The organism is Comamonas sp. C11 (assembly GCF_024496285.1).
Classification (GTDB): Bacteria; Pseudomonadota; Gammaproteobacteria; order Burkholderiales; family Burkholderiaceae_C; genus Comamonas; species Comamonas testosteroni_F.
Map to the genome: position 1 here is coordinate 2,496,258 of NZ_CP101743.1, position 13,484 is coordinate 2,509,741.

The window sequence follows — 13,484 nt, forward strand, 5'->3', positions numbered from 1 at the left end:
CTCCATGAACGACTACAAACAAGCAGTTTCACTTTCCGAAACCGTGCGCTATGAGGAGCGCCAAGGCGTTGCGCTCATCGTCATCGACAATCCACCCGTCAACGGGCTGGGTGACACGGTTCGACGCGGCATTGCCCAAGGCATTGCCCGTGCACAGGCCAACGCAGCCGTGAGAGCCGTGGTGCTGCGTGGGCAGGGCAAGGTCTTCTGCGGCGGCGCGGACATACGCCAGTTCAATACCCCTGCTGCGACGGCGAGCCCCATGTTGCGTCAAGTCAACCGATGCATAGAGCGGTGCGTCAAGCCCGTGGTAGCCTGCATTCACGGTGTGGCGCTGGGCGGTGGACTGGAGCTGGCGCTTGCCTGTCACTACCGGGTCGCGGATTCATCCGCACGAATGGGGCTGCCTGAGGTGAATCTGGGGCTGGTCCCCGGTGGTGGAGGAACGCAACGGCTTCCACGGTTGATCGGGGCGGCAGATGCCGTGCGGCTGGTCACCTCGGGCAAGCATGTCGGAGCCAAGGAGGCTCTGCAGCTCGGTCTGGTGGATGCAATTTTCGAGGACGATCTGGAGCAGGCCAGCATGAGGTTTGCGCTGGGCATGGCAGACAATCATTCAGTGCTGCCGGTGCTGGCTGACATCAAAGTTCCCCCTCCCAAGGGTGAGCTGCCAGACTTCGAGCGTCTTCGTGCAGGCGTCAACCCCAAGGCCCGTAACGCGATTGCGCAGCGCGCCGCCATCCAGTGCGTGAAAAGCGCCATGAACTTGCCTTTCGAGCAGGGCCTTGACAAGGAGCGTGAACTGTTTGAAGAACTGGTTGCCGGAGGGCCTTCCAAGTCCTTGCGTCACATGTTCTTCGCCGAGAAGGAAGCGGCCAAATTTGTCGGCAAGGACTGCAATGTGGTTGAGAGGAAGATTTGTCGTGTCGGTATTCTGGGCGCAGGCACCATGGGCGGCGGCATTGCCATGGCGTTTGCGAATGCAGGCATTCCCGTCGTCTTGTGCGAGCGAGAGCAGGCGGCACTGGACCGCGGCATGGCACTAATCGAGCGCAACTATCAGATTTCCGTATCGCGTGGAGGGCTCAGTGCCGAAGCGGTCCAAGAAAGGATGCAGCACATTCATCGGACATTGGACCTGTCGACGTTCGCAGAAGTTGATCTGGTCATAGAAGCCGTTTTCGAAGATATGGCTGTCAAGCGCGATGTGTTCGTGCTGCTCGACCGGATCTGCAAAAAGGGTGCGATTCTTGCCACCAATACATCGCGGTTGAACATCAACGAGATTGCTGCTGCGACCCAGCGACCCGAAGATGTCATCGGCCTGCATTTCTTCAGTCCGGCCAATGTGATGAAGTTGCTGGAAGTGGTGCGTGGAGAGCGCACCTGCGACGCAGTCATCGCGAGCTGCATGCAGATGGCCGTGGCCATCGGCAAGATCCCCGTGCTGGTGGGCGTTTGTGAAGGCTTTGTGGGAAACCGCATGCTGACCGGTTACTGGCGAGAAGCGGGCTTTCTGCTTGAAGAGGGGGCCACGGTACCGCAGATCGATTCCGCCATGCAGGCATTCGGCTTCGCGATGGGCCCTCTTGCCATGGCAGATCTTGCAGGGATGGACATCAACTGGGCGACACGCAAGCGTCTTGCATCCGCGAGGCCGTCTCATCTGCGCTACTCCAGGGTGGCTGACAGGATCTGCGAGCAAGGCCGCTTCGGTCAAAAGACCGGTGCCGGCTACTACCGCTACGAAGCCGGCAATCGCACGCCAGTTCCCGATCCCTTGAACGAGGAGCTCATTGCGGAATGCGCACGGGAGGCCGGCATCGAGAGGCGTCGGGTCAGCGATGAGGAAATCGTCGAACGCTGTGTGCTTGCGCTGGTGAACGAAGGTGCGCGCATCGTCGACGAAGGAATCGCTCAACGAGCCTCCGATGTGGATGTGGTGTATGTCAATGGCTATGGCTTTCCAGCATGGCGGGGCGGGCCGATGTTCCATGCGCAGAGCCTGGGATGGACGCAGGTTCTCGCAAAGATTCGGGATCTGCATGCCCGGCATGGCGAGCACTGGATTGCGGCGCCATGGATCGAACAACAAGCGCTGAACGACATATTGGCCCAGCCATGAGCAACTCCGCCTTCGTACCCCCAGAGGGATTTGAGGAACATGTGTCTCCCAGCAACTTCGTGCTTGCGCAAGGCCCCATGTACAAGAGGCAGCGCGAAGACGGCTCCACCATCATAGGAGTCAGGGTGCTCGAGCAGCATCTCAATCTGCACGGCATCGCACATGGTGGCTTTGTGGCGACGGTGGTCGACAACGCCATTGGCTATAACGTGGCGACGGCACTTTCCGCATCAATAGTGACGGCTCATATGAACATCGACTACCTGTCTAGCGCGCGCCTTGGGGACTGGGTCGAGGCCGAGGTGCTGATCACCCGCAGGGGCCGGAGAATGTGCTTTGCCGATTGCACTTTGAGCAATGGCAATGCGCTGATGGCGCGAGCCAGCTGCATTCTCGTACCCGTCTCCTGAGGTGAACAGGTCGCGCGCATTTCAGGCGTTTCGTCGGGCTGGAAGACCATCCAAATTCCGCGAACTCCGGGTGCAAAAATGGCCAATTGACCCTAGGCAAGCCCGCTCCAAGAATACAGAAAAATTTTGGAGGTGTGATGCTTGCGAATGCACTGGATGGAGTCCGTGTCGTGGACTTGTCAAGAATTCTGGCTGGGCCATGGTGCACCCAGAATCTGGCTGATCTTGGCGCGAATGTCCTCAAGATCGAGCGGCCTGAAACAGGGGACGATACCCGCAGCTGGGGGCCTCCGTTCCTGACTTCGGAAAGCGGTGAGCGGGTGGCTGCCTATTTCCTCTCCTGTAATCGAGGCAAGCAATCCGTCACGCTGGACTTTACCAGAGAGGCGGAAGTTGCCTGGCTGGTGCGCCAGATCCAGGATGCCGATGTGGTGGTCGAAAACTACAAGGTCGGAACGCTGGCTCGTTATGGTCTTGACTACGACACCTTGGCGCGTATCAACCCGGGACTGGTCTACCTGTCCGTCACGGGGTTTGGACAGACAGGACCGTTTGCTCACAAGCCCGGATATGACTACATCTTCCAGGGCATGGGTGGCTTGATGAGCTACACAGGCATTGCCGACGGTGAAGAGGGGGCAGGCCCCTTGCGCACCGGCGTGGCCGTGGTGGATCTGATGACGGGAATGTATGCCACCAGCGCGGTGCTTGCGGCCTTGGTGCAGCGTGGACGCTCCGGGCAGGGTCAGCACCTTGATATCGCACTGCTGGATGTAGCGGTGGCGATGAATGCGAATCAGGGAGCCAACTTCCTGGTTTCCGGTGAGAAGCCGGCGCGCATCGGCAATATGCACCCCAATCTCGCGCCATATGAAGTCTTTGAATGCAGCGATGGCCACATCATTTTGGCAATAGGCAACGACACTCAGTTTTCGGCCTTTTGCAAGCTCATGAAGAGTGAATGGCATCTGCAGCCCGAATTTGCAACAAATGCGGGACGCCTGACGAATCTGGCGCAACTCAGGCCGCTGTTGCGCGCCGTATTGATGAACTGGAGGACTGCCGATCTGGGCCTTGTTCTCGATATCAATGGCATCTCCTGGGGAAACATCAACAGTCTGGAGCAGGTCTTCCTGCACCCGCAGGTGATTCATCGTCAGATGCTTCAGACCGTCGAGCACCCCGAACTGGGGAAGCTCCAACTCGTGCGCAATCCCATGCTGCCCCCGAGTGCGGGGTTGCAGATTTGTCCGCCGCCCACGCTGGGGCCGGCCGCAGCCGCATCTGCTGCTTGAGTCATTTCGGGTCAGCCTTCCAGCAGACGAACGATGCCGATGCTGATCAAAGCATCAGGTCTTGCTTCTACATAACAGGAGACGTGAATGAAGCCTTTGAAATCTCTGCTCGCCTTGGCCCTGGGTCTTGGTGCCATGTCCATGGCTCGTGCTGCAGGTGCCACTTCCTATCCGGATCGCCCCGTACGGCTGGTCGTCCCCTACGCCGTGGGCGGAGCTACCGATGTCATAGGGCGCGTGATGGCTCGCTATCTTGGCGAGGCGCTCGGACAATCCATCGTCGTGGAAAACAAGCCCGGAGCCGGAGGTAGTACGGGTTCGCAGTACGCCTCCAAGCAGCCTGCCGACGGCTACACGCTGGTCATGATGGTGGAGAGTTCTCATGCAGTGAATCCCAATGTTTATGCCAAGCCTGCCTATGATGCGGTGAAGGACTTCACGCCTATCACCAATATTGCCAATGTGCCGGGTGTGATGGTGGTGAATGTCTCGTCGCAGTACAGGACGGCTCAGGATGTGATCGATGAAGCTCGAAAGGCGCCCGCCAAGCTGAACTATGGCTCGTCGGGCAATGGCGGGCTGAGTCACCTGAGCGGCGCCTTGTTCGGCCATACCACCAGGACCAATATCACCCATGTTCCCTACAAGGGCCTGGGCCCCGCACTCAATGATCTGATCGCCGGCCAGATCGACGTTGTATTTGACAACATGCCCTCATCGGGTGCCCTGATCGCAGGCAATCAGCTGCGTGCCCTGGCGGTCTCCAGTCCCAAGCGTCTTGCCCATCTGCCCAACGTACCGACATATGCTGAAGTTGGGTTGAAGCCCATGAACGATATGTCCTGGTATGGGCTGGGTGCACCTGCCGGCCTGGATGCTGCGGTGTTGCACAAGCTGAGCGTTGCTGCCAAGGCCGCGCTAAAGAATCCTGAACTTGTCAAGACGATAGAACAGCAAGGCGCGGTGGTCGATTACCAGTCACCGCAGCAGTTTCGCGACACGGTAGAACGGTCCAACAAGGCATGGGCCAAGCTCATCAAGGACATCGGCTTCAAAAAACTCTGACAGGACAATCATGTATTCGCAAGTGACCTATCCCACCTCGACCACCGCAGTGCTGTCCATCACGGACGCTGGTGTTCTCAACGTATTGAGCACTCCCGTCATTCAGGGCCTGATCCAGACGCTCAGCGAACTGGCAGAAAACAAAGAGCTGCATTGTCTTGTGCTGAGAGGCTCAGGCTCGCGGGCTTTCGTTGCGGGAGCCGATATCAAGGAACTGGCCAGCTTGAATGCCGCTACCGGGCGGGCCTTCATCAGCGGCCTGCGCGATCTTTGCAATGCGGTGCGGCACTTCCCGGTGCCCGTTATCGTGCGCCTGGAGGGGCATACTCTTGGCGGCGGCTTGGAGCTGGCGATGGCTGGTGATTTGCGAATCGCTGCTGATAACGCCGTTGTTGGCATGCCTGAGGTGAAGGTCGGAATCCCATCGGTGATTCATGCCGCCATGATGCCGTCCCAGATCGGCACGACACGCGCTGCCTGGCTGTTGCTGACGGGAGAGAACATCCCGGCAGCTCAAGTGAGGGAATGGGGCCTGATCAACGAATGCGTCCCTCAGGAGAAGCTGGATGAGCGCATTCTGGAGGTGGCCGCCGGCCTCTCCGAAATCGGCCCGATGGTACTTAGGCAGCAAAAGAAACTGCTGCGCCGCTGGGAGCGCATGACACTGGATGCAGCGGTTGATGACAGCATTGCCGAGTTTGGTGCGGCTTTCCAGACCGGTGAGCCACAGCAGCATATGAATGCTTTCTTGAGGGAGAAAGCGGAAAAACACAAATCTCGTTAAGCACTTGCCATTCAACTGGTGAGTCAGGCGAGTTTGTGGGATTTAGGCCGCTTACATTACGCCTGAATTGGGTATGAGCTTTATACATGCATGTGTACATCGTTGCATTATGGGAGCTTCCATCAATGCAAGCGCTGATAGGTAACTTGGGGCCGACCTGTTTGGGCTGACCAGTTTGCCAAGATAATCAAGGGCTTGAGACGAGTAGCAGACTGCATATCTACAGACGGAGTCAGGCACGGGGCGTGCGTCTCAAGAACAAGCTGCGCAACAGGGCTCCATGCAAATTATGTGGTGTCTTTCGAATTGCCGCGCAACAGCCGAGCTTGCCTGCTGTTGATCTGAGCTCTCTATTGCGTCTTTGATTTCACGACCGGCATGTTGAAGTGCCAGTCTTAGGCTGAGGCAGAGCTTGGTGTCTAGGGCGTTCGCTGATATCGGGCGCCTTATAAGTACGCCCATTTGCTGTGAGCGCCTTAAGGATGCGTGCTTTTTGTTGGTCAAGGCCACGGATGGCATTTTTCTTTGCTCTCTCAGGCGTTGGTGCTCAGGTAGAGGCTAAAACACTGAGTCTGAGAGCTGCACTGGACCCCCATTCCGGGCAGGATGCCATAACACGGGTCATTCGCTTTTCACACCAGAGCCTTGGGCTCGGAGTTGCTCACCTCTTGCTTGTGGCGTGATCGCTGTGCCCGCCCGGACCGGGCAGGGTTCAGGCAATCAGCGCGCGGGTCAGCAGATCGACTCCTGCCAGGAAGTCGCCGATGTCCATGGCCTCATGCGGATTGTGAGAGCCATTTTCGTTGCGAATGAAGACCATGGCCGATGGCACGCCTGCATTGGCGAACACTGCTGCATCATGGCCGGCACCGCTTGCCATGCGCTCCAGTTTCATGTTCTGGGCAGCGGCTGCTTCCAGGCGGTTCAGCCAACCCGCATCCATGGTGGCAGGCTCCGTGAACAGGCGCTCGTCGAATTCGAAACGCACGCTGCGGGCGCGCTCTATGGCCTGGCACTCTTCACGCATCAGGGTATAGAAGCGCTCCAGGGTCTGCGTGTCCTGGCTGCGCACCTCAAAGCTGAATGCCACTTCGCCGGGAATGACGGAAACGGCATGCGATTGTGCCGAGGTGGAGCAGATGCCCGTGGTCATTACCATGTCCATACCCATCTGCAGCAGCACGCGCCAATGCTCGTCCATGCGCGACAACAGCTCGGCAACTGCCAGCAAGGCATCCTTGCGCAGCCAGCGCGGCACGGCGCCCGAGTGGCCGGTTTCGCCGATGCAACGGATCAGGTTGTGGCGGACGTTGCCGCGGATGCCTGTGACCAGGGCCACTGGCCAGTCGCGATTGACCATGACCGGTCCCTGCTCGATATGCAGTTCCAGATAGGCTGAGACATTCGCAAGATCGAGCAGCGGCTCGGCGTGCTGAATGGCATCGACATCGGCGCCGCAGCGCGACATGGCTTCGCTGAGGATGCCTGCGCCATCTCGGTGAGGGCGTTTCAAGGTGGCGGCTGGCAGCTTGCCCAGCAGGGACAGAGAACCCAGATAGGCCTTGCCGTACCATGCGCTTTCCTCGCCGCGCAGGGCCAGCACGCGCAGCGGTGGGGCCTGTTCGTGGCGACCGCGCAGCTGAAGCAGCATCAGCATGCCGGCGACAATGCCTGCCAGTCCGTCGAAGTTGCCGCCCTGTGGCACGGAGTCGGCATGCGAGCCAACCACGACGTAGGGTTCCGTCCGGTTTTCCTCTGGCAGGCTAAGCCACAGGTTGCCGGCTCGATCCCATTCATGATTCAGGCCCAGATCTTCGGCCCGCTCCTCAAGTATGCGCAGCGCAGCAGTCTCGCCTTCGCCATAGCTTTCACGGGTGACGCCCAGGCCGTCACGGGTGGCCTCGCGGATTTCAGAGAGCAGGGCTTGCGCCAGTGCGCTGGTATCCGTCATGGTGTTGCAGGCCATCATGCTCCGCTACCTCCATGTCGGATGGACCAGTCCACAGGCGAGGCCGAGAAGTCCGCCAGCGTGGCCTTTTGCTCGTCACTGAGCTGTCCGCTCGCCAGCAGCGCTTCATGCAGCTGATTCCAGGTCGCCAGAGCATGCAGGGACAATGCGTGATCGGCCAGGGTGCCAGCCTGGGGGGCATAGAGCGCATAGTCGAGCAGAACCAGCACGTCCTCGACAACGGGACCGGCGCGGCGCAGGGCGGCAACCGTCCCGGCCTTGGAGCGACCGTCGGTGGTGACGTCATCGACCAGCAGTACCTTGGCATCGGCAGGCAGGCGGCCTTCGAGCTGAGCGGTGATGTCCCAGCCGACAGGGCGCTTGCGCAGATAGAGCATGGGCAGCTCCAGTCGCTCGGCCAGCCATGCCGCAAAGGCAATGCCCGAGCTTTCGGTTCCCACGATGGCATTGATGCCGCTGGCGGCAATCAGTGGTCGCATGCGTCGGGCCGCGATGTCCATGATTTCGCTGCGCAGAGCGACATCGGACATCAGGACCTGGGCATCCACATAGACCGGGCTGGCCCAGCCCGAGGTGTAGATGAACGGTTGATGCGAAGCAATGCGTACAGCGCCGAGGCCGACCAGGACCTGGGCAACGCGTGGCGCGTCGGAAGCGGAAAGAAGCATGAGCGTGTGTGTTGGCAAAGTGGGCATGTTAAGTAGGCAGGCTTGCGGCAAGAAGTGGCTAAAATTCCTTGAGCCGTTCCAAAACGTGATGGCTTGAGCTGCGGGTCTGGGTTTTGACCGCTGCGTCCTGGCTGAAATCCCTGGCTGCGCTTCCGTGCGCCTGTTTGTCATCGTCCCATGTCCGACTTCACTTCGCCGCGCAGTTTTCTGCGCCAGATAGATCTTGCATCGCTGGATTTGTTCGTGCTGATCTGCGAACATGGCAGTATTGCGCGGGCGGCCGAGCAGGGCGGCATGGTCGCCTCGGCGGTCAGCAAGCGTGTTGCCGAACTGGAATCCCTGGCCTGCACTCCCTTGCTGCTGCGCCATGCCCGCGGGGTGCGCCCGACCCCCGCCGGAGAGTTGCTGCTGGCGCATGCGCGCACGATTCTTCTGGGTGTCGAACACCTGCGTGACGACCTTGGCGAATATGCGCGGGGCGTACGCGGGCTGGTGCGCCTCAGTGCCAATGCCTCCGCAGTGGAACAGTTCTTGCCCGAGGATATTGCTGTCTTCGTGAAGCATCATCCCGACATCCGCATCGATCTGCGTCAGGCAACCAGTCGCTCGGTAGCGCGCGCTGTGCGCGATCACATGGCTGATCTGGGGGTCTGCAGTCCCAGCGACGAAGTCGAGGGCCTAGAGTCCATGCCGTACCGGCATGAACGCATGGTACTGATCATGCCCAATGACCACGCTCTGGCCCGGCATCAGCAGCTGGCCTATGAAGAAGCACTGGACTACGCCCAGATCGGTTTGCGCGACAGCAGCATCGTTCAGGAGGTGCTCAATCAGGAAGCCCGCGCCGGCCGACGTATGCTGCGCCAGCGCATCGAGGTCGACAGCCTGAGTGCCATGTGCCGAATGATCGAATGCGGGCTGGGCGTAGGCGTCATGCCCGAAGGCGCGTACCAGAGACTGGGCGAGGCTCGCGCTCTGCATGCGGTGCCGTTGACCGATGCCTGGGCAGAGCGCAGCCTCAAGCTGTATGCCAATAGCTTTGCCGACCTGACTGCGCCAGCCAGACATTTTGCACAGGCACTGATGCCGAAAGAGTGAGGCAGGGCGGGTTTCATGAAGCGCTAGGGGCGCTGCAGCCATGGATAAGTGGCGCAGGCGGCTTGCACGGTCCAGGGGGCTTGGTTGCTGAGTGCCTCCCGAGCGGATCGCCGCCAGATCTCAGCTATTTTTTGCCGTCCACAGATGCTGCGCCCACATGCCAGCCAGCATGGCGGCGACAAACAGCCAGACTTGCGGTGTGAGGGTCGCCAGATTCATCAGCGCCGGGCCGGGGCAAAAACCTGCCAGTCCCCAGCCTATGCCAAACAGGGCTGAGCCTGTCAGCAGCTTGCGATCAATGACGGTGCTGGTGGGCAGTTGCATGGGCTCGCCCAGCAAAGCGGTCTTGCGGCGCTTGGCCCAGCTGAAGGCAATCAGGCCTACGGCGATGGCTCCGCCCATGACGAAGCCCAGCGAAGGATCCCATTGACCGGAAAAATCCAGAAAGTTCTGCACCTTGGTGGGGTTGCCCATGCCCGAAAGAATCAGACCGAGGCCAAACACCAGGCCGCAGAGCAAGGCTGCAATATTGATGATCATGATGTTCTCCTTGCTGACTCAGGCAATGACATGGCGCATCACGAACACGGTGATCGCGCCCGTGGCGATAAAGGTCGCCGTAGCGGCCAGAGAGCGCGGCGACAGGCGTGAAAGACCGCACACGCCGTGGCCGCTCGTGCAACCCGAACTCATGCGCGTGCCGAAGCCCACCAGCAGCCCGGCGGCAATGATGATGGCCGGGCTGGAAGGCCGCTGCATTGCTGGCAGCGGGGCAAACAGCGACCAGACCAACGGCGCTGCAACCATGCCCACTATGAATGCCAGGCGCCAGCCCCATTGTCTGACAGAGGACCAGGTCGGCAACTGCAGCAATGCACCGGCAATGCCGCTGATGCCGGCCACGCGACCGAGCAAGGCAATGAGCAGGGCAGCGGACAGACCAATCAGCAGGCCGCCGATCAGAGATGTCCAGGGCGTAAATTCACTCCATAAGATATTCATGCTGTCTCTCCTGGTTGGCAGAACAATTGATACAGGGTTTGCATCAGCTGCAGGGCGCGGGCATCGGCCAACTGATACCAGATGAATTTGCCTTCGCGGCGGGTGGTGACCAGACCCTCACGCCGCAAAATGCCCAATTGCTGGGACAAGGTAGGCTGGGACACGCCTGTCAGTCGCTCCAACTCGCCCACGGTGCGCTCCTGTAGGGAGAGCTGGCACAGCAGCAGCAGTCGGTCTTCATTGCCGAGTAGCTTGAGCATGGCCACAGCTTTGCCTGCATGGGTTCGCATGGCATGCAAATCCAGCGTGGCCTGTGCTTCGTCAAAGGTTGATGAGCTCACTGTTTCACTTTCAAAATATTTTCATATATTATATAAAAAAGTAAATTAATTGCTGTGCTGCGGTGTTTCGGGCACATCGTTTCAGGAGTCACCATGTCAGCCAATATGATGCATATCGAGCCATTTTTTGATGCAGCTACCGGTACCGTGAGCTATGTTCTGGCCGATACGAGCAGTGGTCAGGCCGCAGTGATTGACCCGGTGCTGGATTTCGAGCCCAAATCCGGCACCTTGAGCAGTTGCTCCGCGGACAAGCTGATTGACTATGTGCGAAGCAATGGCTGGCAGCTGCAGTGGATTCTGGAAACTCACGCTCATGCGGATCATCTTTCCGCGGCCCAGCATATTCGTCACCATCTGGGCGGCAAGGTGGCGATCGGAGCCCATATTCGCGATGTGCAGGCCGTGTTTCGCAAGATCTATCACTTCGAGCGCGGTTTCTTGCCTGACGGCAGCCAGTTCGACCATCTGGTGCAGGATGGCGAACGTCTGCCGCTGGGCCAGTTGGAGTTGCTGGCCATGCATGTGCCCGGCCATACTCCGGCCGATATGGCCTATCGAGTGGAGGATGCCGTGTTTGTGGGCGACACCCTGTTCATGCCCGATGTGGGCACGGCACGTGCCGACTTTCCTGGCGGCGATGCGGCGACGCTCTATCGTTCGATTCGGCGCATCCTGGAACTACCTGGGCAGACCCGCATTTGGGTCTGCCACGACTACCCGCCGGCTGGGCGCAAGCCGCAATGGCAGACCACGGTGCAGGCCCAGCGCGACTGCAACATCCATGTGAGTGATGGCATCAGCGAGACGGAGTTTGTGCAGATGCGCACCGCACGCGATGCCACGCTGGAGATGCCCACGCTGATTCTGCCCTCGGTGCAGGTCAATGTGCGTGCCGGCAAGCTGCCGCCTGCACAGGACGATGGCCGTACCTATATTCAGCTGCCCATCAATGCCTTTGCCAAGAGTGGGCAGCTGCCGCAGGGTCTACTGCAGTGACTGATGCACTGTGCTGCTCTGACTGGCACTGGCCGCGTGTGTGCTGTCCAGCTTATTGAGCTTGAGCTGCAGGCTCACCATGTGCTCGGCATAGACCGGCACTTCCTGCTTGTGCAGAGGCTTCGCAACACGCGTGGAACAGACCTTCAGTGCGCCTTGAGGCACCTCGAGGTCATCGCTGTCTGCATACGCCTTATTGGCCAGGGGCGTCGGGCGCCTGTGCGATGGAATATGGTCCCATCAGCCGTTGTGCTCGCTGACCACCATTCGGTCGATGTGCTTGGCCGGGACATAAAGCTCGCGCGCATCGCTTCGCCGGGCCAGCTCCGGCGGCAGTGTGATTTTGTCAATCACCAGATCGCGGCGCTCGCCGCTGTTCAGGCCAGCCACCACTTGCTTGGAGATGCTATCCAGCAACTGGGCCTGGGTGGGCTGTCGGTCCTGAGTTTCCTCGGGCCTGGTCATGGCTGGATCATGGGCGGGCAGAAGCAGCCGGGGCTTGAGCGCAGCCATGTCGCGCAGAGCTTGAGCCCACTCCTCGGGGTAGCACCGGCGGCGCTTGCCATTTCCCGCATTGGGCAAAAAGTCCTGGAAGTAATCGGCACTGGCCACAATGCCGCGACCGGGTACAGAGACCCAGATCTGGTCTTCGGTCTCGCCGCGCGCATGGGGCAGCACAAAGTCTTCGCCGCCTATGGTGGGAGTGGTCGCTGGTTGTTGTGCGCGATCAGACCGTTGCTGCGCATGTCCAGCTCCATCTGAGTGATGAAGCGCTGCTCGGTTGCTACACGCGGTTTCTGGTCCGTCAGCGCCCAGGCGCCGAAGGCATGGTCGGCATGGAAATGCGTGAGGATGATGGTGTGCAGCGGCTTGTTGCTAAGCTTCTTCAGCGTTTCTGCCAGCGCGGGACCGGCAGGTGCATAGCCGTTATCGACCAGAACCAGGCCTTCATCGGTCTCGAAGACCACCACATTGACGATGGGAAGGCGCAGCAGCCAGGTGCGTGAAGCCACGGCCTTGACTTGGAGCTTGGCTCGGGCATCTGCAATGGCGCTCTGGCCGGTTCGGCTGTACATGCTGTTGGCTGCTGCATACGACAGCTCAATGCCAGGGCCGTGACAAAAGCGTATCGGGAGATCTGAGATATTTTTTCATGTGTGCCATCACTGCATTGATTGGGCGTTGATCCGTTGCACGGGGTCCAGAATCCATGAAGCATCCCGCACCTCTGGCCAGGGCTGGTAGGCACTGGCCATCAGATAGAACAGGTTCTTCTCGGGCGTGGGCAGCCAGTTGGCACGCTTTTCAGGGCCCGGGTCTGTGGGCTGCAACCAGATGTCGAGGCAGCCGTCGGCGTTGAACTTCATGCCCTTGGTGCGGTCGCCAATGAAGTAGCGGTTGATGGGTTGTCCACCAGATATTGGCCTCCGTTCACGAATTCATAGAGAGATGGACCAGAACGACAAAGCGGCTCCAGTCCAGGGCTCGGGGCTTGAGACGCGGACTGTCCTCGGCCGTTGGGAGCACCGGCGCTATGCGAAAGCCGTCCTGAACAGCGTGGGCGGCCTTGAGGCCGTCTTCGCCGGTGACCAGCACCCGCAGATTCAGGTAGACATCACGCGTAGGCGCTCGCACTATCTGGTCGACCTGCGAGATCTGGCCGCTCCAGTACGGGCCGACCAGGGCCATCTGGCGAAGAGTCTGCTTTGCTGTCGGGCGTTGCCGGCG

The 13,484-nt window shown here is 59.8% G+C and carries 16 protein-coding genes; 7 read left to right on the top strand and 9 right to left on the bottom strand.

Features of this window, described 5'->3' with window-relative positions; all coding sequences use genetic code 11:
* Positions 1–4 precede the first annotated feature (4 nt).
* From NOX35_RS11440 to NOX35_RS11460, 5 genes are all read left to right on the top strand, one after another.
* The gene (locus tag NOX35_RS11440) at positions 5–2,125 is read left to right on the top strand and encodes a 3-hydroxyacyl-CoA dehydrogenase NAD-binding domain-containing protein (protein WP_256496916.1); all 2,121 of its coding nucleotides are present in this window, start codon (positions 5–7) and stop codon (positions 2,123–2,125) included.
* Positions 2,122–2,535, top strand: a complete 414-nt coding sequence (locus NOX35_RS11445) for a PaaI family thioesterase (RefSeq protein WP_256496665.1) — start codon at positions 2,122–2,124, stop codon at positions 2,533–2,535. Before NOX35_RS11440 ends, NOX35_RS11445 begins: the two co-directional genes overlap by 4 nt.
* 137 nt (positions 2,536–2,672) lie before the next feature.
* Positions 2,673–3,830 (top strand): CaiB/BaiF CoA-transferase family protein, encoded by a 1,158-nt coding sequence (locus NOX35_RS11450; protein ID WP_182286761.1) that lies wholly within the window; start codon positions 2,673–2,675, stop codon positions 3,828–3,830.
* Positions 3,831–3,917: 87 nt separating this feature from the next.
* Complete coding sequence (locus tag NOX35_RS11455; protein ID WP_256496666.1) at positions 3,918–4,895, top strand: tripartite tricarboxylate transporter substrate binding protein; 978 nt, start codon at positions 3,918–3,920, stop codon at positions 4,893–4,895.
* Positions 4,896–4,905: 10 nt separating this feature from the next.
* A complete protein-coding gene (locus NOX35_RS11460) occupies positions 4,906–5,679 on the top strand; it encodes an enoyl-CoA hydratase (RefSeq protein WP_256496667.1) in 774 nt (257 codons plus the stop codon).
* 712 nt (positions 5,680–6,391) lie between these two features.
* On the opposite strand, the gene NOX35_RS11465 is transcribed toward NOX35_RS11460, so the two are convergent.
* The gene (locus NOX35_RS11465; RefSeq protein WP_256496668.1) at positions 6,392–7,648 is read right to left on the bottom strand and encodes a hydantoinase/carbamoylase family amidase; all 1,257 of its coding nucleotides are present in this window, start codon (positions 7,646–7,648) and stop codon (positions 6,392–6,394) included.
* Entirely contained in the window at positions 7,645–8,316 is a 672-nt protein-coding gene (locus NOX35_RS11470) for an orotate phosphoribosyltransferase (protein WP_256496669.1), read from the bottom strand. Before NOX35_RS11470 ends, NOX35_RS11465 begins: the two co-directional genes overlap by 4 nt.
* 177 nt (positions 8,317–8,493) lie before the next feature.
* Between NOX35_RS11470 and NOX35_RS11475 the strand changes: the two genes are divergently transcribed.
* Positions 8,494–9,414, top strand: coding sequence for a LysR family transcriptional regulator (locus NOX35_RS11475; protein WP_256496670.1), 921 nt, complete (start codon positions 8,494–8,496; stop codon positions 9,412–9,414).
* A 120-nt stretch (positions 9,415–9,534) separates the two neighbouring features.
* On the opposite strand, the gene NOX35_RS11480 is transcribed toward NOX35_RS11475, so the two are convergent.
* Genes NOX35_RS11480 through NOX35_RS11490 form a run of 3 tightly spaced genes read right to left on the bottom strand, consistent with a single transcriptional unit; the run spans position 9,535 to position 10,757 of the window.
* Positions 9,535–9,954, bottom strand: a complete 420-nt coding sequence (locus NOX35_RS11480) for a YeeE/YedE family protein (RefSeq protein ID WP_182286767.1) — start codon at positions 9,952–9,954, stop codon at positions 9,535–9,537.
* Positions 9,955–9,972: 18 nt separating this feature from the next.
* Positions 9,973–10,416 carry a YeeE/YedE family protein gene (locus NOX35_RS11485; RefSeq protein ID WP_256496671.1) on the bottom strand — a complete coding sequence of 148 codons (444 nt, stop codon included), beginning with the start codon at positions 10,414–10,416 and terminating at the stop codon, positions 9,973–9,975.
* The gene (locus tag NOX35_RS11490) at positions 10,413–10,757 is read right to left on the bottom strand and encodes a helix-turn-helix transcriptional regulator (protein ID WP_256496672.1); all 345 of its coding nucleotides are present in this window, start codon (positions 10,755–10,757) and stop codon (positions 10,413–10,415) included. Before NOX35_RS11490 ends, NOX35_RS11485 begins: the two co-directional genes overlap by 4 nt.
* A 93-nt stretch (positions 10,758–10,850) precedes the next feature.
* Between NOX35_RS11490 and NOX35_RS11495 the strand changes: the two genes are divergently transcribed.
* Positions 10,851–11,756, top strand: a complete 906-nt coding sequence (locus NOX35_RS11495; protein ID WP_182286770.1) for an MBL fold metallo-hydrolase — start codon at positions 10,851–10,853, stop codon at positions 11,754–11,756.
* A 240-nt stretch (positions 11,757–11,996) separates the two neighbouring features.
* On the opposite strand, the gene NOX35_RS11500 is transcribed toward NOX35_RS11495, so the two are convergent.
* The 4 genes from NOX35_RS11500 to NOX35_RS11515 form a co-directional block, all read right to left on the bottom strand.
* Positions 11,997–12,434: a hypothetical protein gene (locus NOX35_RS11500; RefSeq protein WP_256496673.1), complete on the bottom strand. Its 438-nt coding sequence runs from the start codon at positions 12,432–12,434 to the stop codon at positions 11,997–11,999.
* 14 nt (positions 12,435–12,448) lie between these two features.
* Complete coding sequence (locus NOX35_RS11505; protein WP_256496674.1) at positions 12,449–12,832, bottom strand: MBL fold metallo-hydrolase; 384 nt, start codon at positions 12,830–12,832, stop codon at positions 12,449–12,451.
* An 87-nt stretch (positions 12,833–12,919) separates the two neighbouring features.
* Positions 12,920–13,123, bottom strand: a complete 204-nt coding sequence (locus NOX35_RS11510; RefSeq protein ID WP_256496675.1) for a DUF1214 domain-containing protein — start codon at positions 13,121–13,123, stop codon at positions 12,920–12,922.
* Positions 13,124–13,187: 64 nt separating this feature from the next.
* A complete protein-coding gene (locus NOX35_RS11515) occupies positions 13,188–13,445 on the bottom strand; it encodes a DUF1254 domain-containing protein (protein WP_256496676.1) in 258 nt (85 codons plus the stop codon).
* Between the last annotated feature and the right edge of the window lie 39 nt (positions 13,446–13,484).